Origin of the sequence: Burkholderia sp. SIMBA_051, from assembly GCF_046534915.1 — a bacterium.
Taxonomy (GTDB): domain Bacteria; phylum Pseudomonadota; class Gammaproteobacteria; order Burkholderiales; family Burkholderiaceae; genus Burkholderia; species Burkholderia ambifaria.
In genome coordinates this window covers 276,818-295,778 of record NZ_JAWRXS010000006.1, presented here as the reverse complement: position 1 = coordinate 295,778, position 18,961 = coordinate 276,818, and the positions used below count along the sequence as shown (strand labels likewise).

The 18,961-nt window shown below is 66.7% G+C and carries 20 protein-coding genes; 10 read left to right on the top strand and 10 right to left on the bottom strand.

Annotated elements, in window-relative coordinates:
• Nucleotides 1-13 precede the first annotated feature (13 nt).
• Together SB771_RS16955 and SB771_RS16950 are read right to left on the bottom strand one after the other, a co-directional pair.
• A complete protein-coding gene (locus SB771_RS16955; protein ID WP_175658921.1) occupies nucleotides 14-1,447 on the bottom strand; it encodes a nicotinate phosphoribosyltransferase in 1,434 nt (477 codons plus the stop codon).
• Between the two features lie 74 nt (nucleotides 1,448-1,521).
• A complete protein-coding gene (locus SB771_RS16950; RefSeq protein ID WP_105786809.1) occupies nucleotides 1,522-2,562 on the bottom strand; it encodes a bifunctional nicotinamide-nucleotide adenylyltransferase/Nudix hydroxylase in 1,041 nt (346 codons plus the stop codon).
• Nucleotides 2,563-2,747: 185 nt separating this feature from the next.
• Here SB771_RS16950 and SB771_RS16945 point away from each other — a divergent pair, with 185 nt between their 5' ends.
• Nucleotides 2,748-3,200, top strand: a complete 453-nt coding sequence (locus SB771_RS16945) for a type II toxin-antitoxin system RatA family toxin (protein WP_012366535.1) — start codon at nucleotides 2,748-2,750, stop codon at nucleotides 3,198-3,200.
• Nucleotides 3,201-3,207: 7 nt separating this feature from the next.
• Here the strand turns inward: SB771_RS16945 and speD are convergent, their stop codons facing one another.
• Genes speD through SB771_RS16920 form a run of 5 tightly spaced genes read right to left on the bottom strand, consistent with a single transcriptional unit; the run spans nucleotide 3,208 to nucleotide 6,732 of the window.
• A complete protein-coding gene (gene speD / locus SB771_RS16940; protein WP_012366536.1) occupies nucleotides 3,208-3,585 on the bottom strand; it encodes an adenosylmethionine decarboxylase in 378 nt (125 codons plus the stop codon).
• Complete coding sequence (locus tag SB771_RS16935; protein WP_164714756.1) at nucleotides 3,582-3,728, bottom strand: hypothetical protein; 147 nt, start codon at nucleotides 3,726-3,728, stop codon at nucleotides 3,582-3,584. The genes speD and SB771_RS16935 overlap by 4 nt, the downstream gene beginning before the upstream one ends.
• Nucleotides 3,728-5,248: a DUF4178 domain-containing protein gene (locus SB771_RS16930; RefSeq protein ID WP_410721808.1), complete on the bottom strand. Its 1,521-nt coding sequence runs from the start codon at nucleotides 5,246-5,248 to the stop codon at nucleotides 3,728-3,730. Before SB771_RS16930 ends, SB771_RS16935 begins: the two co-directional genes overlap by 1 nt.
• Nucleotides 5,249-5,257: 9 nt before the next feature.
• Nucleotides 5,258-6,319, bottom strand: a complete 1,062-nt coding sequence (locus tag SB771_RS16925) for an SPFH domain-containing protein (protein ID WP_175658919.1) — start codon at nucleotides 6,317-6,319, stop codon at nucleotides 5,258-5,260.
• A gap of 26 nt (nucleotides 6,320-6,345) precedes the next feature.
• Complete coding sequence (locus SB771_RS16920) at nucleotides 6,346-6,732, bottom strand: DUF350 domain-containing protein (protein ID WP_011659258.1); 387 nt, start codon at nucleotides 6,730-6,732, stop codon at nucleotides 6,346-6,348.
• 136 nt (nucleotides 6,733-6,868) lie between these two features.
• On the opposite strand from SB771_RS16920, the gene SB771_RS16915 reads away from it, so the two are divergent.
• From SB771_RS16915 to SB771_RS16895, 5 genes are all read left to right on the top strand, one after another.
• Nucleotides 6,869-8,383, top strand: a complete 1,515-nt coding sequence (locus SB771_RS16915; RefSeq protein WP_175658918.1) for a polyamine aminopropyltransferase — start codon at nucleotides 6,869-6,871, stop codon at nucleotides 8,381-8,383.
• On the top strand, nucleotides 8,383-10,002 hold the full coding sequence (locus SB771_RS16910) for an NAD(P)/FAD-dependent oxidoreductase (protein WP_175658917.1): 1,620 nt from the start codon (nucleotides 8,383-8,385) through the stop codon (nucleotides 10,000-10,002). Before SB771_RS16915 ends, SB771_RS16910 begins: the two co-directional genes overlap by 1 nt.
• 148 nt (nucleotides 10,003-10,150) lie before the next feature.
• Entirely contained in the window at nucleotides 10,151-10,912 is a 762-nt protein-coding gene (locus SB771_RS16905; protein WP_175654446.1) for an N-acetylmuramoyl-L-alanine amidase, read from the top strand.
• Nucleotides 10,913-10,961: 49 nt separating this feature from the next.
• A complete protein-coding gene (locus SB771_RS16900) occupies nucleotides 10,962-11,351 on the top strand; it encodes a lysozyme inhibitor LprI family protein (protein WP_105830375.1) in 390 nt (129 codons plus the stop codon).
• A gap of 78 nt (nucleotides 11,352-11,429) precedes the next feature.
• Nucleotides 11,430-11,954: a GNAT family N-acetyltransferase gene (locus SB771_RS16895; protein WP_175658916.1), complete on the top strand. Its 525-nt coding sequence runs from the start codon at nucleotides 11,430-11,432 to the stop codon at nucleotides 11,952-11,954.
• Nucleotides 11,955-12,295: 341 nt separating this feature from the next.
• Here the strand turns inward: SB771_RS16895 and SB771_RS16890 are convergent, their stop codons facing one another.
• The 3 genes from SB771_RS16890 to SB771_RS16880 form a co-directional block, all read right to left on the bottom strand.
• Nucleotides 12,296-13,642 (bottom strand): glutamine synthetase family protein, encoded by a 1,347-nt coding sequence (locus tag SB771_RS16890; RefSeq protein ID WP_175705320.1) that lies wholly within the window; start codon nucleotides 13,640-13,642, stop codon nucleotides 12,296-12,298.
• A gap of 147 nt (nucleotides 13,643-13,789) precedes the next feature.
• Nucleotides 13,790-14,347: a helix-turn-helix domain-containing protein gene (locus tag SB771_RS16885; RefSeq protein ID WP_175658914.1), complete on the bottom strand. Its 558-nt coding sequence runs from the start codon at nucleotides 14,345-14,347 to the stop codon at nucleotides 13,790-13,792.
• Between the two features lie 26 nt (nucleotides 14,348-14,373).
• A complete protein-coding gene (locus SB771_RS16880) occupies nucleotides 14,374-15,663 on the bottom strand; it encodes an NAD(P)/FAD-dependent oxidoreductase (RefSeq protein WP_175658913.1) in 1,290 nt (429 codons plus the stop codon).
• 433 nt (nucleotides 15,664-16,096) lie between these two features.
• Between SB771_RS16880 and SB771_RS16875 the strand changes: the two genes are divergently transcribed.
• The 4 genes from SB771_RS16875 to SB771_RS16860 all read left to right on the top strand — a co-directional run bounded on the left by SB771_RS16875 (nucleotide 16,097) and on the right by SB771_RS16860 (nucleotide 18,959).
• On the top strand, nucleotides 16,097-17,170 hold the full coding sequence (locus SB771_RS16875; RefSeq protein ID WP_011659319.1) for a TIGR03118 family protein: 1,074 nt from the start codon (nucleotides 16,097-16,099) through the stop codon (nucleotides 17,168-17,170).
• 75 nt (nucleotides 17,171-17,245) lie between these two features.
• Nucleotides 17,246-17,662, top strand: coding sequence for a hypothetical protein (locus tag SB771_RS16870; RefSeq protein ID WP_175658912.1), 417 nt, complete (start codon nucleotides 17,246-17,248; stop codon nucleotides 17,660-17,662).
• Nucleotides 17,663-18,156: 494 nt separating this feature from the next.
• On the top strand, nucleotides 18,157-18,384 hold the full coding sequence (locus tag SB771_RS16865; RefSeq protein WP_175658911.1) for a DUF2945 domain-containing protein: 228 nt from the start codon (nucleotides 18,157-18,159) through the stop codon (nucleotides 18,382-18,384).
• Nucleotides 18,381-18,959, top strand: a complete 579-nt coding sequence (locus SB771_RS16860; RefSeq protein WP_175658910.1) for a DUF488 family protein — start codon at nucleotides 18,381-18,383, stop codon at nucleotides 18,957-18,959. The genes SB771_RS16865 and SB771_RS16860 overlap by 4 nt, the downstream gene beginning before the upstream one ends.
• The last annotated feature ends 2 nt before the right edge of the window (nucleotides 18,960-18,961 follow it).

Below are 18,961 nucleotides of genomic sequence, written 5' to 3'. Positions count from 1 at the left end.
CCCGCCGCCGCTCTCATCGCTCCGCCGCGTGCGCCCTCGCCCGCACCTCGGCGAACGTCGTATCGACCAGCATCCGCCCCGTGTCGAACACCGTTTCGAGCGCGTCGTCCCACTCGCCTTCCAGCGCACGATCGTCCCACGCGACCGGCAGCGCGACCGTCCGGTACTCGCCCGTGCGCCGATTGCGCAGCAACGTAAGCCGCCCCTTCTTCGAGCGCTTGCCCTGGTCGGTGACCGGATCCTTGCGGACGTCGTGCCAGATGCCGTCGCGCCGGATCGCCGAGCACTTCATCGCGAAACGCTGCGTATCGCGATTCACCTGCTGCAGCAGCGCGCCGCCCATCCCGAACACGACGTTGCCGGCCGCATAGCCCGCGTCGTCGAGCGCGGCGAGGATCGCGCCGATCGACAGCTCGTCGACGCCGTCGCCCTGAATCACGCGCACGCGGTTCAGCACGCGCCGCCCCTTGCCGTTCACGGTCGAGCCGAACGATGCGTCGAGCGCACGCACGGTCTGCAGCACGATCGTCACCGGGTCGCCCGAATCGGGACGCACGACGAGCGTCGCGCCCGAATCGATCACCGCCTGGCGCAGCGGACCGCCCCACATTTCAAGGGCGGCGAACAGATCGTAGGAGTCCGACACGACCGACACGATCGCGCCGGGCAGACCGAAGCGGCTGATCATGTTGCGGTACGCATCGGCTTCGTGCTCACGCCCCCACGACGTGATCGTGCTGTGCTCGGCCGCCGGCACCGAGTACGCGGCCATCGGCTCGCGATAGAAGCGATTCGCGGCCAGCACGCCGAGCACCGTGTCCGAACCCATGAAGCTCACGAGGTGCGCGGCGCCGCCGATCGCGGCCGATTCCGCGCTCGATACGCCGCGCGCGCCGAAGTCGTGCAGCTTGAACGGCAACTGCGCGAGATCGTCGTCGGTCTTCTCGAGAAAGTGGCGGATCGTCTGCCGCAGGTGCCAGCTGCGCGTCGCGACCGTCACCGGGTACCACACGCGCAGCAGCATCGTCTCGAGATACGACGCGAGCCAGAACACCTTCGGGTCGTCGCATTCGACGGTCATCAGCACGTTGTGCACCGGAACGATCGAACCCTCGGGCACCGCGCGAATCCTCACGGGCAGGTAGCCGTCGTAGTGGTCGACGACATGACGCCAGCCGTCCTCGTTGAACGGCTCGCCGTGCACCGCGAAGAAGTCGCGCGCGTCGTCGATCATCGCGTGCGTGACGGGCCGGCACAGATATTCCTTCAGCAGCATCTGCAGGCCGAAGAACAGCGTGCGGTCGTAGCGGCCGCCGCGCGACTCGACGTACGAGAACATCGCCTGCGCGTCGGGCGGATATTGCAGGAAGTGGGAAGCCTTGTACGAATCCGTGTTGAGGATCGGATTGGCGAGAACCGCGGCAAAGCCGCCGGGATCGTTTTGCATGGCTAGAGCTCCTCTAGGCCGTTGAAGTGCCGCCGCGTCTGTCGCAGCGGACCGGTATCCGGGGAATCAGCGGATCACAGCTTCCCCAGGAAGTGATACGCGATCTCGAAGTGATCCTCGAACATCACGTTGCGCATCTGCGCGAATTCGTTGAGCGGCACCCAGCGCGCCTTGTCGGCGTCGTCGCTGCCCTTCACGCGCGGCAGCTCGCCGGTCGGGAAGTTGAACAGGCACGCGTGCGTGATCGTGCGGCCGCGCAGCGAGCGCGTGGGATGATCGAACACCTGGCGATCCTTGATCGAGCCGCGCAGCACGGGCTCCGGCAGCTTCAGGCCGGTCTCCTCGCGCAGTTCGCGGATGCACGCCGCGTCGAGCCGTTCGTCCTGCTCAACGAAGCCGCCCGGCAGCGCCCACAGGCCGCGGCCCGGTTCGCTGCGCCGGCGCACGAGCAGGATATGGCCCGAGTGCACGACCACCGCGTCGACCGTCACGAACGTGACCGGATACGGTGCGGCCGCCCATGCCTTGCGATACGCTGCGATGAACTCGGCCTCGGCCTTCAGCTGCGCGAATTCCGGCTGCGTGCGAAAACGCTCGAGCCAGCCGAACACGGGTTCCGGCACGGCCCATTGCACGAAGCTGTTGGTGCGTTCGGCGAAATACTGGTCGCGGATTTCGGTGGCGGAAATGTCTTCGGTCGCATCGACGTCGACGAGCTCCCATTGCGGGAACATCCGCAGGTAATACGACGTGGCGTCCTTCTCGTGGCCGATCAGCCCGACCTTGCGCTGCGCGATGCTGCCGAGTGCGTCGGCCACCGCATCCTGCACCCAGCGCACCCAGTCGCCGTCGTTGTAGGTCGAATCCTGCACGGGCGCGATCGTCACGCGCTCGCGTTCGGACGCATCGAGCAGCGAAGCCAGCATCTGGCGGCGCTCGTCGAACGAGAACGGATCCTTGATGGTGCGGGGCTTGTCGGTCGAGCCGATCAGCACGCACACGCGCTCGGCCCGGCTCAGTGCCGACTTCAGCACGTTCAGGTGACCACGATGCGGAGGCTGGAAACGACCAATGAAAACGAGCGCGTCGAAGCGCCGGTTCTGTTGCGTACTCATGAGGCTCCCTCAAGAGATTGAAACGCTTCGGGTCTTTCCCGAAGGCATGGAATCGATCGTAGGGGAATTCCCGGAGAAGGTCAATCGAGCACGCACTCGACTTGACGAAGTCTGACGAAACGCGCGGTTTTGGCGCGTTACACTCGATTTCATCCTAATCCGCGCCGGCGCACCCGCCATCCATCATGAGAATTTCAGTGAGTCGGATCGTCGGCGTCGATCGCAGGCGCCTATTCACGTGGTCGCAGGACTACGCGCGGCGGCTCGTGTGGGACAGCTTCCTCACCGACGCCTATCTGCCCGACGGGATGACGGCCGACGTCGGCGTCGACGCGTTCTGCCGCAGCCAGTCGGGTGCGACGATGGTGTCGCGCTACATCTCGTACCGTCCGCCGCAGGTCGCGGCCGTCGAAATGATCGACGGGCCGAAGGTGCTCGAACGCTTCAGCGGCAGCTGGAACTTCACCGAGCGCACGCCGGGCACGACCGAAGTGAAGTTCACGTACCACTTCCGCGCGCAGCCGGCATGGCTGCGCTGGCTGCTCGAACCGCTGATCGGCGCGTTCTATCTCGTGCACACGCGCCGGCGTCTCGACTCGTTCAAGCGCTGGGCCGAGGCCGAAGCACTGCCGCGCTGAGCGCCGCTCACGCGACGCCGCGCGCGACCTGCTGCCGGACCTGCGCGTGCGTGCCGAGCGCGGCGGCAATCGCGTCGACTGCATCGGCCGCGCGCGCCGCGCCGCACATGAATGCGTCGACGGCCGCGAAGCCGTGCTCGGGCCACGTATGAATCGTGATGTGCGACTCCGCGAGCAGCACGACACCCGTCACGCCGTGCTCGCCGCCGAAATGATGGAAATGCGCGCCGATCACGCGCGCGCCGGCCCGCTGCGCGGCGTCGGCGAGAATCGCTTCGAGCCGCGCCGCATCGCGCAGCAGTGCCGCGTCGATGCCGGCGAGATCGGCCAGCACGTGCGACCCGAGCGTCGCGCGCGGCGGGGCGATGCACTCGCGCGCCGTCATTTGTGCGACCCGTACGACGAGTAGCCGCTGCGCGCCGACGAGCTGCCCCACCCGCTGCCGACCGAACTCACGCCGCCCAGCGACGTGCAGCTGAACAACGTGACGACGATCAGCCCGTAGAGTCCATAGAGGATGTGACGCATCAGCTGTTGCCCCCATCCGATGCGAAGCCTTTCCACAGCCATTCGGGCAGCCACAGCACGAGCAGGCCGACCAGCACGAAGACGGAGCGGCCGCTGAACGAGAACAGCGAGCCGATGTTGAAGATCACGAGCAACGCGCTGAACACGAACGGCAGCGGCGCGAAGCTGTGCGGGTACTTTTCATCGAACAAGCCCGTCGACTTCCCGGCCGAACCCGTTGCGGGCACAACGGCCGTCGTCTTGAGCGCCGGCGTGGCGAAGCGTTCGGCCAGCGCGCTGGCCGACAGCGGGCGCGCGCGCGACCACACGATCTCGGCGGCGCTGCGCTCGCGCGTGAGCTTGTCCTTCTGCCAGCCGTAGTCGGCGATCGACGTGCGGTCGCCGACCTGTACGCGCCAGTTGAACGCGCCGACCACGTACACGACTTCCGAGTCGTACGTCTCGCGCAGTCGATAAGTCTTGCCGTCGTCGGTCACGTCGGACTCGCCGCCGATCGTCGGCCAGTGATCGAGCACCTGCACGCGCTCCCAGCGCCCTTCGCTCTGCACGAGCCACAGGAAGCCGCGCTTCGGGTTCAGCAGCAGGTATTCGTCCCACGTCTCGTCGTCGCCCGGCACGCGGCAACGCATCATGCCGATCACCGTGTACTTCACGCCGTCGAACATGCCGGTCGCACCGAGCTCCAGCGCGCCCTTCACCGCATCGAGCGTGCGCTGCGCGGCGAAGACGGTCTGCTGCTCGGCCGTGCATTGCACGCCCGCGTGGCAGCTGCCGCACACGACGTAGTCGGCGAGGTTCGGCGCATACGACAGCGGCGCGCCGCAGCTCGGGCACGCGAACGGCACCATCGCCGCGCCGCGCTTCTCGCGCGTATCGGTTTCGATATCGCGCAGCCCGGTGAACGCGAGCGCGTCGAACGCCAGTGCCTCGCCCGTATAGACGGCGGGGCGCCCGCCATTCGCATCGGCGTCGGAATAGTCGTAGGTCGCGAACGCGTTGCCGGTGCGCAGGTCGACGACGCGCGCCTCCCAGCCCGCATCGACACGGAACGGCAACTCGCCGTCGCCGCCCGTGCAGCGTGCGGTGCGCACGTCGGACACGAGATACGCGCGGCCACCGTGATCGATCCGCATGCCGGGTTCGAGCGTGCCGAACGCCGGCCACGCGCCGCCGGACGCATCGTCGGGCTCGCGCACCGTGATCGCGTACTGGCCCGACGCATCCGACAACCAGCCGAACGCGCCGTCGTCGAACACGATGTACCACTCGCTCCACGTGCCGGCGTCGTAGGTCATCTGGATGCGGCCGAGCACGGTGAACGCGCGCTTGCCGTAGCGGCCGGCCGTGCCGATCTGGATCGGCGACGCGTCGTCGAGCACCGTGGCGAGCTCGCCGATGCGTTCGACGTCGGCGCCGCGCTTGAACAGCGTGCTGCGACAGAACGCGCAGACGGCCATCACCGCCGCCGCCGAGCGAAACTCGACCGGCGCGCCGCACTGGGGGCACGAAGTACTGAACATGCGTGACGCTTACCGGGTGAGCTTCGCGAGGATTTCCGCCTTCGCGCGCGAATAGTCTTCTTCGGTCACGAGACCCTTGTCGAGCAGGGCCTTCAACTGCTCGAGACGCTGCACGTAGTCGGTCCCTTCGGCCGGTGCGGCCGGTGCGGCCGGCTGCGCAGCCGCAACCGGTGCCGCGGCGGGCGCGGGCGGCGCCGCTTGCGCCGCGTGCGCGGCGCCGGCGATCTGGCCGGCCATCGCCTGGCCGATCACCGCGCCGGCCGCGAGCCCCGCGCCGACGCCCGCGATGCCGCCCGGGTTCTGCGCGGCCAGCGGGATCGCCTGCGCGGTCTGGTATTGCGTCGCGCGGGCGAGATCGCCGGCCATCCCCGCGCCGATCCGCAGGTCGAGCGCCTTCTGCAGCTCGGCCGGCAGCGACACGCTTTCGACCGCGAACGCATCGAGCGCGAGGCCGTAGCGCGTGAACACCGGCACCAGCGCCTCGGCGACGCGTTGCGACAGCAGCGTCTGGTTCGCGGCCATGTCGACGAACGGCACGTCGGCCGAGCCGAACGTCGTGCTCATCGCGGTGACGACCAGGTTGCGCAGCTGTTGTTCGAGATCGTCGACCGTGTACTGCGCGCGCGTGCCGCTCACCTCGCGGTGGAACGCGGCCGCATCGACGATGCGGTACGAGTAGATGCCGAACGCGCGCAGTTGCACGAAGCCGAATTCACGATCGCGGATCGTCACCGGCTGCGCGGTGCCCCAGCGCCGGCCGAGCTGCAGCCGGGTGCTGAAGAAGTAGACGTCCGACTTGAAAGGCGATTGAAAGAACTTGTCCCAGTTCTTCAGGTACGTGAGCACCGGCAGCGTGCGCGTTTCCAGCTTGTACAGCCCGGGCTGGAACACGTCGGCGACCTTGCCTTCGTTCACGAAGATCGCGACCTGCGTTTCGCGCACGGTCAGCTGGCCGCCGTACTGGATCTCCTGGTCCTCCATCGGGTAGCGCCAGGCCAGCACGCCGTCGGTGTCTTCCGTCCATTGCAGGACGTCGATGAACTGCTTGCGGATAAACGAACCCAGACTCATGTCGGTCTCCTCGAACGCGTGGCGCGTCAGGTCAGGCAGGCGGCATTGATGATGCCGACGACGAGCGATGCGGTGCCCATCAGGCCGCCCATCGCGACGTTGCGATCTTCGATCGCATGGTTCATACCGGAAATCAGGCGGGTCAGCACCGCGTAGGTGACGAGCTGCACGGCCATCGCGCCGATGGCCCACAGCACGACTTCGCCGAGCGTCGAATTGTGCGCGATGCTGGAGGCGAGCGTCAGGCAGAAACCAATCAGCGCGCCGCCGAACGACAGCGTCGCGGCCGGGTTGCCGTCGCGGATCAGTGCCAGTTCGTCGAACGGGGTGACCTTCAGGTACACTGCCGCGAACACAAAAAGCAGCACGAACGCCGACAGTAAATGGACCGCATAAAGATAGGCACTATTCATTCTTTTCCTCGGATTTTGTGCTCGCTTCGCCGCCCCCTCTCCGGTCGGCCCATGGAGCGCCGCCCCGCGCCCGGCCGCCCCACGGATAGCCGCGCCAGTATATCCACATTGACGAACACTGCACAACGGACGCGCCATGCTGCATAAGCGCGCGCTCGTCCTGTCGATCCTCGTGCTCGCGTCGTGCGGGCTCGGCTACGAATTGATCAGCAGCGCGCTGGCGAGCTACCTGCTCGGCGATTCGATCCTGCAGTTCTCGTCGGTGATCGGCTGCTACCTGTTCGCGATGGGGATCGGCTCGTGGCTCGCGAAGTTCGTCGAGGACGACGACGTGCTCGACCGCTTCGTCGACATCGAGCTGCTCGTGGGCCTGCTCGGCGGCGTGTCGGCCGCGCTGCTGTTCGCGGTGTTCGGCTGGCTGGCCGCGCCGTTTCGCGCGGCGCTCTACGCGCTCGTGCTCGCGCTCGGCCTGCTGATCGGGATGGAGATCCCGCTCGTGATGCGTGCGTTCCAGCAGCGCCGCCAGGCGTTCCGCCATACCGTCAGCGAGGTGCTGACCTTCGACTATCTCGGCTCGCTCGCCGTGTCGCTGATCTTCCCGCTCGTGCTTGCGCCGCGTCTCGGCCTGTTGCGCACGAGCTTCCTGTTCGGCTTGCTCAACGCGTTCGTCGCGCTGTGGACCACGCACCTGTTCCGCGACGAGATCCGCAACGTGCGCGGCAAGCTGATGCGCGCGTCGCTCGTGATCGGGCTGCTCGTCGCCGGCTTCGCGCTGTCGGACCGCATCACCCACTGGGCCGAACACGGCGTGTACGGCGACGAGACGGTCTATTCGGAAACCACACCGTATCAGCGCATCGTGCTCACGCAGTGGCACGACGACATGCGGCTGTACCTGAACGGCAACCTGCAGTTCTCGTCGCGCGACGAGCATCGCTATCACGAGGCGCTGATCCATCCGACGATCGAAGCGCTGCCGTGGGCGAAGCGCGTGCTCGTGCTCGGCGGCGGCGACGGCCTCGCGGTGCGCGAACTGCTCAAGCACCGCAACCTCGAACAGATCACGCTCGTCGATCTCGATCCGGCGATGACGAAGCTGTTCTCCACCTCCGTGCCGCTCGTGAAGCTGAACCAGGGCGCGCTGAAGGACCCGCGCGTGCAGGTGATCAACGCCGACGCGGTGCGCTGGCTCGAAGCGAGCGCCGACGTGTACGACGCGATCGTCGTCGACTTCCCCGACCCGACCAACTTCGGGCTCGGCCGGCTGTATTCGGTGCCGGTGTTCCGGCTGCTCGCGCGCCACCTGTCGGAGAACGGCTATACGGTGATCCAGTCGACGTCGCCGTATTTCGCGCCGCACGCGTACTGGACGATCGTCGCGACGCTGCACGAAGCCGGGCTCAACACGTGGCCGTACCACTGCTACGTGCCGTCGTTCGGCGACTGGGGTTTCGTGATCGCCGGCAAGCGCCGCGACTTCACCGTGCCGACGCACTATTCGGTGCCGACGCGCTGGCTCGACGCGCAGACGGCCGTCGAGATGTTCCACTTCCCGGCCGACATGCCGGCGCGGCCGATGTCGCCGAACGAACTCAACGACCAGCCGCTCGTGCGCCGCTTCGACGACGACTGGAAGCACGTGCTGCGCTGATGGATCGCCGCACCTTCCTCGTCGCGTCCGCCGCCGCGTCGCTCGCCGCGTGCGGTCGCACCGGCTGGATCGAGACGACGCCGCGCGTCGGCTACCCCGGCATGCGCGAAGGCCATGCGCTGCGCGACCACGCGGCGCTGCCGCCGCCGTCCGGCACGATCGAGACCGACGTCGCGATCCTCGGCGCCGGCGCGGCCGGCCTGTCGTGCGCGTGGCAGCTCGCGCGCGCCGGTCACACGCGCTTCGTCGTGCTCGCGGGCCCTGAATTCGGCGGCAATGCGGCCGGCGGCCGCTTCGGCGAGCTCGGCTATCCGAAAGGCGCGCACTACCTGCCGCTGCCGTCGCTCGAATCCGTGCATCTGCGCGACATGCTCGCCGATCTCGGTGTGATCGAGTCGGCGCCGTTCTCCGCGCAACCCGTGTACGACGAACGTGTGCTCGTGCACGCGCCCGACGAACGGCTGTTCATCCGCGGCGAGTGGCAGGACGGCATCGTGCCGGCGACCGGCCTCGACGCCGATGCCCTCGCACAGCAAACGCGCTTTTTCGCGTACACGGACGGCCTGCGCACCGCGCGCGGCGCGGACGGCCGCAAGGTGTTCTGCATCCCGATCGCGGAATCGTCACGCGACGCGCGCTGGCGTGCGCTCGACCGGCGTTCGTTCAAGCAGTGGCTGCTCGACGAGGGTTACACCGCGAATGCGCTGCACTGGTACCTGAACTACTGCTGCCGCGACGACTATGGCGCGGGCTACGAGCATGTGTCGGCGTGGGCCGGGCTCCACTATTTCTCGGCACGCGGCGGCCATGCGCGCAATGCGAGCGACGGCGCGGTGCTGACCTGGCCCGACGGGCTGCATACGATGGTGACGAAGCTGAGCGATTCGATCACCGCACGTACCAATTCGAACGCCTGGTCGCGGGACGGCTTCGCCGTTCGCGCGACCGAACGCGCGGGCGGCGTCGACGTGCTGTGCGCACGCGTCGCCGACGACGGTACGCTGTCGACGTTCGCGCTGAAGGCGCGGCGCGTCGTCAGCGCGATGCCGCTGTTCGTCGCGGCGCGCGTGTTTCCGCAGCTCCAAGCGTACGGCTTCGATCCCGCGCGCGACCTGCCGCCGCGCGCGCCGTGGCTCGTGTCGAACTTCCTGCTCGACGGGATGCCGGCCGAGGAAGCCGGCGTGCCGCTCGCGTGGGACAACGTCGTCTACGACGGCGCGGGGCTCGGCTATGTCGTGTCGACGCACCAGTTGATCCGGATGTCGCCGCCGACGCGCTCGGTGTTCTCCGCGTATCAAGCGCTGAGCACGCGCACGCCGGACGACACGCGCCGCTGGCTCGCGCAAGCGCAGCCCGACGCGCTGCGCGAGCAGGCGGCGATCGACCTGCAGGCCGTGTACGGACGCGAGCTGTGGAAGCATGCGAGCGCGCTCGAGATCACCGTGCGCGGTCATGCAATGGCGACACCCGATGTCGGCTTCCTGAGCCGGCCGGGATTGCTCGCGCTGCGCGAGGCCGACGGCCCCGTCGTGTTCGCGCATGCGGACCTGTCCGGGCTGTCGCTGTTCGAGGAAGCGTCGTACTGGGGCGTGCTCGCGGCCCGGCGCGTGCTCGCCTGAGCGCCGGCTGCCGGCGCACGCGGCGGCGCTCATTCCGTCATTGCGGCGCCGCCGGCAACCGCTATAATCGCGCGACATTCCGACTGCATTGAGCAGGCCGACGGTGCCGGGCCATTCGCCGCGCCGCATCCCCTCCTCGACAACAACAATGACACACCGAACCGTTCGACGCCTTCGCCCGTTCGCTCGCGCCGCCGCGCGCCTGCTCGCGTGCGCCCCGCTGCTGGCCTTGCCGCCGGCGCTGCACGCGGCCGATGCCGCCAGCCCGGACGCGCAGCCCGCGTCCGGCCGCTACATCGTCGTCGATACCGGCCATACGCCGGCTCGCCCGGGTGCAACCGGCGCGAGCGGCCGCGTCGAATACCGGTACAACCTCGATCTGTCCACCGCCGTCGCCGAGAAGCTCGCCACGCACGGCGACCGCGTGCTGCGTACGTCGGCCGACGGCCGCGAGATCACGCTCGACCAGCGTTCGACGCAGGCGCCCGACGCGAACCTGTTCGTATCGATCCATCACGATTCGATGCAGCAGCAGTTCATCGACGCGGGGCGGCAACGCGAATTCCGCGGCTTCGCCGTGTTCGTGTCGGAGCGCAATCCGCACTATGCGGAAAGCCTGCGTTGCGCGAAGTCGATCGCCGAGCGGATGATCGCGGCCGGCGAACGGCCGTCGCTGTATCACGCGCAGCCGATCAAGGGCGAGAACCGCCCGCTGATCGATCCGCAACTCGGCATCCATCGCTTCGACGATCTCGTCGTGCTGCGCACCGCGCCGATTCCGGCCGTGCTGGTCGAGGCCGGCGTGATCGTCAATCCCGACGAGGAAAAGCGTCTCGCGCAGCGCGAGACGATCCAGCGTCTCGCCACCGCGATCGCGGGCGGGATCGATGCGTGTACGGCGGCCAGGTAGAGGCTGGCGCCGGTCGATTTCAACGGTTTTCACCCAGAGGAGCCCCACCATGAAGAAAAAGAATCTGCTTGCATCCTTTGCGCTGCTCGCGCTTGCCGTTCCGTTTGCCGCGCAGGCGGCCGGGTGCGGGAAACCGCGCAGCGCGTTTGATCAGGTGTACTGCAGCAGCAACGAGTTCTCGCAGCTCGACCGCGAACTGAACGATCAGTACGGCCGTGTGCGCAAGCACCTGAGCGGCGACCAGCAGGCGAAGCTGAAGACGAGCCAGCTCGCGTGGATGAAGCAGCGCGACGACCGCTGCAGCGAAACGCGCGACGACGGCTACCTCGTGAACCTCCAGTGCGCGATCGACGCGACGCAATCGCGCCTGTCGTTCCTGCGCGAACGCGAGCGCGAATGCTCGAGCACCGGGTGCGTGACGGCGAAGCTCGGGGAGTAAGCGCTGCACGGGTGTCGTGCCGCGAATCGCTTCGCGGCGCGGCACCCGCTTTCGCGCCATATTCGTTGCGGAGTGCGCATGGCACCGAATACGACGATCGATATCCGCGCCGCCACGTCCGCCGACGCGCCGATCATCGCCGACATCCACGTCGCATCGTGGCAAGCGACCTACCCGGGCATCATGCCCGCGCCGTTCCTCGCCGCGCTGTCGGTCGAACAGCGCACCGCCGCCTGGCGCAATGCGCTCGATGCGGGGCGGCCGCGTGTCGCACTCGCCTTCACGCAAGACACGCCATCGGGCTGGATCGCCTATGGCCCGACACGCGACGCCGACAAGGACGCGACCTGGGGCGAGATCGAAGCGATCTACCTGCATCCCACGCATTGCGGACAGGGAATCGGCGCCGCGCTGATCGCTCACGCATGCCGATCGCTGCATGACGCCGGCCATGAATGGGTGTCGCTGTGGGTGCTGGTCGAAAATCGTCGCGCGAAGGCGTTTTACGAACGCGAGGGCTTCGTCGCCGAGCGCGACATCAAGACGTTCGAGATCGACGGCGTGCCGATCGAAGAGGTCCGCTATTGGCGTGCGCTACCGTAGCCGGGCCATTCATCCCGTGCCGCCCTCCCCGTAACACCCCACATCCCTTCGCTCCATTTCTCCCCGCGTTCGACGCCAATATCGTGCTCGTGTCCACTCCCATCGCGGACACATCCAGACCGATCGATATCGAACCGGAGGCACATCATGCAATACGCATATCGTGGTGAAGACAGTCGGTACGCCCGACCGAACTGCTGATCATGACGCCGGTCCCAACGGCGGCCATCGACGTGCAAGACGACAATCGCTGGATCCCGCTGTCCGAGTATTGAGCACATTCGATCGCGACGACCCATGCCGATCGCGCGTGACCCGCAGCGGGGTCACGCGTCATGCGCTCACAGAAACCACCGATACTCGCGCGCACCGATCTCGTTGCGAAAATCCAGTTCCTCCTGCCGCTTGTTCTCGCAATACACCATCACGAACTCGCTGCCGAGCCCGTCGCACACGGCCGCGTGATCCTGCATCGCCGCGACGGCCGACAGCATCTCCTTCGGAAAATCGATCCCGCTGCCGCGATCGTCGTTGAGCGGCGCGATCGGCTCGAGCCGCGCATCGAGCCCGTGCTCCATCCCGGCCAGGATCGCCGCGAGCACCAGATACGGATTCGCGTCCGCGCTCGCGAGCCGATGCTCGATGCGCAGATTGCGCGCATCCGAATCCGGAATCCTGATGCACGCGTCGCGATCCTCGAAGCCCCAGCTTGCACGGCTCGCCGCGTTCACCATCGATCCGTAGCGGCGGAACGCATTGTGATTCGGCGCGAACACCGGCATGCAATGCGGCAGCAGCGCGAGGCAGCCGGCCACCGCATGCCGCAGCGGCCGCTGCCCGTCCGCGGCGAGCAGATTGCGGCCCGCATCGTCGTACAGGCTCACGTGCACATGCATCCCGCTGCCCGGCGCATGCAGGTACGGCTTGCCCATGAAGCTCGCGCGATAGCCGTGCTGCAACGCGACGCCGCGCGTGCTGCGGCAGAACAGCGCCGACCAGTCGGCCGCGCGCAACGCATCGTCGGTATGGCCGAAGTTGATCTCGAACTGGCCGGGCCCGAGCTCGGCCGTGATCACCGTCGCGTCCACACCTTGCTCGCGCGCAGCCTCGACCATCTCGTGCAGCACGTCGGAAAACCGCGACAGGCGTTCGATGTGCATGTTCGGCTGATCGTCGCGGTCATCACTCAGGCGGTCGCGCGGATACTGCGGCATCCCGTCCGCGAGCTGCGCGGCAAACAGATAGAACTCGAGTTCGAACGCGACGACTGGCCGGATGCCGCGCGCCGCGAACCGCCGCAGCACGCGCGCAAGTACCTCGCGCGGCTCGAACTCGATCGGCGCATCGGTGCCGTCGGAGCTGATCAGCATCTGCGCGAGCGGCTGCCGCTCCCAGCGCACCGGCTTCAGCGTGCCGGGGATCAGGCGACGCGGCGCGTCGGGGTCGCCGTCGTTGAAGCAGTAATCGCCGATCTTGTAGAGGCCGCCCTGCGTGCCGAGCAGCACGCAGTTCTGCGGCAGCTTCAGCAGCGCACCGGATGCGACCTTCTCGAGCGCATCGATCGGATAGCGCTTGCCGTAGAAGTGGCCCGGCAGGTCGAGACAGATCAGGTCGACATAACGGATCTCGGGATGCGCCTGCCGGAATGCGCGGACTTCATCGACCAGCACGGGAACGACGTCAGCCATGTCTCATCCTTTCCATGTCTTGTATGGCGGTGCCGCATCGCGGCGACCGGACCCATCGGCATGCGGCACGCCACATGCCCGATTATCGATCAGTACTGCAAACCGGCGGCACGGCGTGACGGCGCATCACGCCGCCGCGCCAATGACTCAGGTGAACACCCAGATCACGCGCGTCGGCGTGTCGCCCAGGTTCGCGTAACGAAACCGCTGGTGCGCGGGCAACTGGAACGCATCGTTCGGGCCGAGCGTGACGGGCGTGTCGTCACCGTCGATCCAGATCGTCAGCTCGCCTTCGAGCACGAAGCCGCCCTGCTCGTCGCTGTCGTCGACGGAGCGCTCGCCGCTGCTCGCGCCGGGCGCGAGATGGCTCTCGAGGATCGAGAAGCGCGAACGCATGTTCGGCGACACGAGGATGTCCGTGATGCCGGCCGCGTAATACACGGTGCGCCGCTCGTCGGGCCGCGTGACCCACGGCACGCTGCGCGGCTTGCTCAGGCTGTAGAAGTACGTGGTCGGCACGCCGAGCGCCTCGCCGATCTCGGTGAGATCGGCCACCGTCGGGCGCGACAGCCCGCGCTCGACTTGCGACAGAAAGCCGACCGAGCGGCCGATCCGTTCCGCGAGATCGTTGAGCGTGACCTTGCGATGCTTGCGCAGGTCGCGGATCAGGATCGCCAGACTTTCTATCTCTTCCTGTTCGTTCATGTTGGCTTCCGATGCGTCAGACGGTGTCAAACGGTATCGCGCAGACGGTACCAAACCTTGCCGAGCGCTTCCAGCGGCGCGGCGAGGCGGTCGCCGCCGGGGAAGCGCGGGTTGCGGATGCGCTGGTACTGCGCGAGCAGGCGATCGTCGCCGAGCACCGCATCGGCGACCGCGCGGGCACCGGCGAGTGTCGGCAGCACGCCGTGTCCCGAGAAGCCCTGCAGCCAGAAGCGCTGGCCGCGGCGGCCGATGTCCGGCGTGCGTCGCATGCTGATGTCGATGTGGCCGCCCCACGCGTAGTCGAGCGGCACGCCGCTCAGTTGCGGAAACACGCGTTCGAGGTGCGGGCGGGTCGCCGCCGCGATGTCGGCAGGTATGCCGCCGAGATACGTGCAGCCGCCGCCGAACAGCAGGCGGTTGTCGGGGCTCAGACGGAAGTAGTCGGGCACGAACTGGTTGTCGATCACGCAACTGTTACGCGGCAGCAGCGAACGTGCGACGTCCGGTGCGAGCGGCGCGGTCGCGACCTGGTAGGTGCCGACCGGCAGCAGCCGGCGCGACAGTTCCGGATCGAGCCGGTCGACGTACGCGTTGCACGCGAGCACGAGCACGTCCGCGCGCACTTCGCCGTGCGCGGTGCGGGCGACGTGGCCGCCGGCCGTCTCGCGATAATCGAGCACGCGGCTTTGCTCGAAGATGCGGCCGCCGGCCCGCTCGATCGTCTGCGCGAGACCGAGCGCGAGCTTCAGCGGATTCAGATGGCCGGCCTCGGGATCGTAGAGCGCGGCGAGATAGCGCGCGCTGCCGATCCACTCGCGCATCTCGTCCTGCCCGATCACGCGCAGCCGGTCGTAGCCCCAGCGCTGCGCCGCTTCGTCGCGGGCCTGCGCGAGCATCGCGACGCGTCGCGGGCGCACCGCGGCCCACAGGCTGCCGGGCCGGTAGTCGATATCGAAGCCGTGACGCGCGGGCAGTTCGCGCACTTCGGCAGCGGCCCAGCGCATGCTGTCCCACAGCAGGCGCGCGCCGTCGCGGCCGAGCGAATCCTCGAGCGGCTGCATGTCGCACGACCAGCCCAGCAACGCCTGACCGCCGTTGCGGCCCGATGCGGCCCACGCGACGCGGCTCGCCTCGAGCACGACCACGCGCTTGCCCGCGAGCGCGAGCCGCAACGCCGTGTGCAGCCCGCTGAAGCCCGCGCCGATCACCAGCACGTCGGCGTCGATGCGTTCGTCCAGTTCGGAACGCAGCGGGATCGGCGCCGGGTAGGTGCCGGCGTAGTAGCTTGCGACGTGACGGTCGGACTGCACGAACATACGGGCTTCCGTGAAATTTTCGCCGGTTAATTTCATGAAAAATTAGCACGGCAATTTCACGGAGGCAAGGGGGATTGCGCGGCGGGTCGTCTCGTTTCGGCTGCGAGCGATGAGGCAACAACGCTGCAAGTCGCTAGCGTGAAAAGCGAAGCCACACGGCCCGGACTCTTGAAATAGACATGGCACCGATGCACGTACAACCCTCTGCCGGGAATCTGTTCCGCGTCGGTCTCAACCATAGAAGCCGACGTAGCGTCAGGTGCACGAAACGCTCCGTTGTCTCGAGCCCCGCATGCCCGAGATTCTCTGGCTCGGCCTGCGCCAGCATCAGCGGCGATGGCGGGTTCTGGTGTTTGAAGTCAAACGAAACGAACGGAATAAACGCATCGGCCGCTCCGTTTACTAACGTCCCAATCGTGTTCGGAGCCCAGTCATGAAACAGGTCCATACAACGCTCGGCGCTGCGATGATCGCATTCGTGCTGACCAGCGTCGTAGCATGCGGCAATTCATCCCACGTCAGTCAGTACAAGGTCGATGTACTGGTTTCCGACGGTGCCCTGCCCGCTGCTCACGTGGATACAAACCTGAAGAATCCGTGGGGCATTGCATTCAATCCCAGGGGTTTTGTGTGGGTCGCGGATAACGGGACGCAGCACGCAACGCTCTATGACGGCAATGGCGTCCCGCAATCGCTCGTCGTGACGATCCCCGCCGGCTCGCAAGGCGACGCCTCCCCCACAGGCATCGTATTCAATGGCACGTCGGACTTCGTGGTGAGCCAAGGCACAAAATCGGGGCCGGCATCCTTCATTTTCGTCGGCGAGGGCGGAACGATCACCGCGTGGTCGCCAGCCGTCAATCCGACCTCGGCCGTCACCGTGTTCGACAGCGGCGGCAGCGCCGTCTACAAAGGGCTCGCCATGGCCAGCAACAACGGCGCGAATTTCCTGTACGCAACGGACTTCCACAACAACAGGATCGATGTTTTCGACAGGACCTTCACAAAGGTGACGACGACCGGTGCATTTCAAGATCCCGCTTTGCCGGCCGGGTTTGCGCCGTTTGGAATTCAGGCGATCAACTCGAAACTTTACGTTGCTTATGCAAAGCAGGATGCGGCAGCACACGACGACGTCGCTGGTGCAGGATTGGGTTTGATCGACGTGTTCAGCCCATCGGGACAATTCATTCAACGCTTCGCCTCCGGCGAACCGTTGAATGCGCCGTGGGGCATGGCGCCTGCACCCGCGAATTTCGGCCGCTTCAGCAACACCGTTCTGATCGGCAACTTCGGTGACGGCATGATCCACGCGTTCGATGCGACGTCAGGCATGCTGCGCGGGACCCTGCAGCAACCCGACGGCAAGGCGATCGTCGAGCCGGGGCTGTGGGGCATCGCATTCGGCAACGGCCTCAACAACCAACCTGTCAATACGCTGTTTTTTGCTGCCGGCCCCAATGACGAAGCCGACGGTGTCTATGGCCGCATCGACGTCGGCCCGTGAGCGTTCTCGCCGGGATTACTTGCGGCAATCGCTCGACGCCGGATAGGCGCGTTGTTTCGATGCAAAGGAGGCCCCATGGACGCCACTTACAGAATCGCCGTCGTCGCCAGTGTGACTGCCCTCGGCATGACATCGCCTCCCGGCTGGGCGGAGCAAACCGTCAACGCGACGTTGCGTTCGAATTCGATCCAGCTCGATACACACAACATGAAAGCGGGTCGCGTCACGTTCGATGTCAAAAATTCCGTGGACAACAACATGGAGCACGAACTCGTCTTGCTCAGGACCAATCTCTCGGATGATGCACTTCCCGTCCGCAAAGGGCAGGTGCTGGAGCACAGGTTGAGAAAGATCGGCGAAGTCGAAGACATCGCCCCGGGAACGAGCAAGCGCGCGTCATTCAAGCTCACGCCCTGCCACTACGTGCTGATCTGCAACAAGCCGGGACATTATGTTGCGGGCATGCACACGGCGCTTGTCGTGACGCCGTAAGTCACTTCGGCGGCCCAGAAAGACAGCCCGGAAGGGCCGCCGTGCGATCGGAACAGGAGACTTCGCCGCGCGGCGCGGCTCGGCATGTGCGCCGCCGACCTCGGCTCCTGTTCAGTTCGTCCGTCGCGCAGCACCGCTCGGCGTCACGCCAACGGATGCCCTTGTGCTGCTGCCCCCCACCCCTTTTCAACGTGTCGTTTGAGCCGCCGGTCTATTGGCACGCTCGGCCGCGGTACTCATCGCTTCCTTCGCGCCCATACCGGAACTTCTCAAGGAGTCGTAGATGGAATTGAGCAGCATCGGCGACACTTGATACGCTGGCTTTCCCAGCATTCCAAAAGAGCGCAACTTTAGTTCGTCGGCCTGCGGACGCGTCGCTTTTCCCCCATCCGGTCCCGACGGATAATGAACGCCTACATGCGTTGCCGTCGCCGCCGGGTTGCCCGCGCCACACCGGCAAGCGCACGCGCCATCGACGCAAGGAGGCTTCCCGCGTGACGCATCCATTCAAACCGGGCGACCACGTCCGCTGGAATTCCGAAGCCGGTTACGTGACGGGCACGATCATTGCGGTCCACACGCAGGATTTCGACTACAAGGGGCATCGCCATCGCGCGTCGCCCGACGATCCGCAATACGAGATCAAGAGCGACCGGACCGACCACATCGCCGCGCATCGCGGCCGCGTGCTCGAACGCATAGCCGGCAAGGACGACGCATGACGCTCCCGTTCTACACGATCGGCCATTCGAACCGCACGCTCGACGAGTTCGTCGAGATGCTCGACGCGGTCGATATCGCGTTGCTTGCCGATATCCGGAAGATGACGCGCTCGCGCACGAATCCGCAGTTCAACGAAGCGACGCTGCCCGACGCGTTGGCCGCCGTCGATATTGCGTACGAGCACATCGCCGAACTCGGCGGCCTGCGCGGCAAGTCGCGCGACGTGCCCGACGAGGTCAACGACTTCTGGACCAATCGCAGCTTCCATCGCTACGCCGACTACGCGCTGTCGCCCGAGTTTCGAGCCGGCCTCGACCAGTTGATCGCACAAGGGCATCGGCAACGCTGCGCGATCATGTGTTCGGAAGCCGTGTGGTGGCGGTGTCACCGGCGCATCGTGTCCGACTACCTGATCGCGCGCGGCGAAACGGTGCTGCACATCATGGGCCGCAATCGCGTCGAGCCCGCGCGTCTCACGGCCGGCGCGGTGATCCGGGACGACGGCACGATCGTCTATCCGGACGTCGACAGCGATGCGGCTGACGACGGCAGCGCCGGGCAGTCGAACGAGTAACG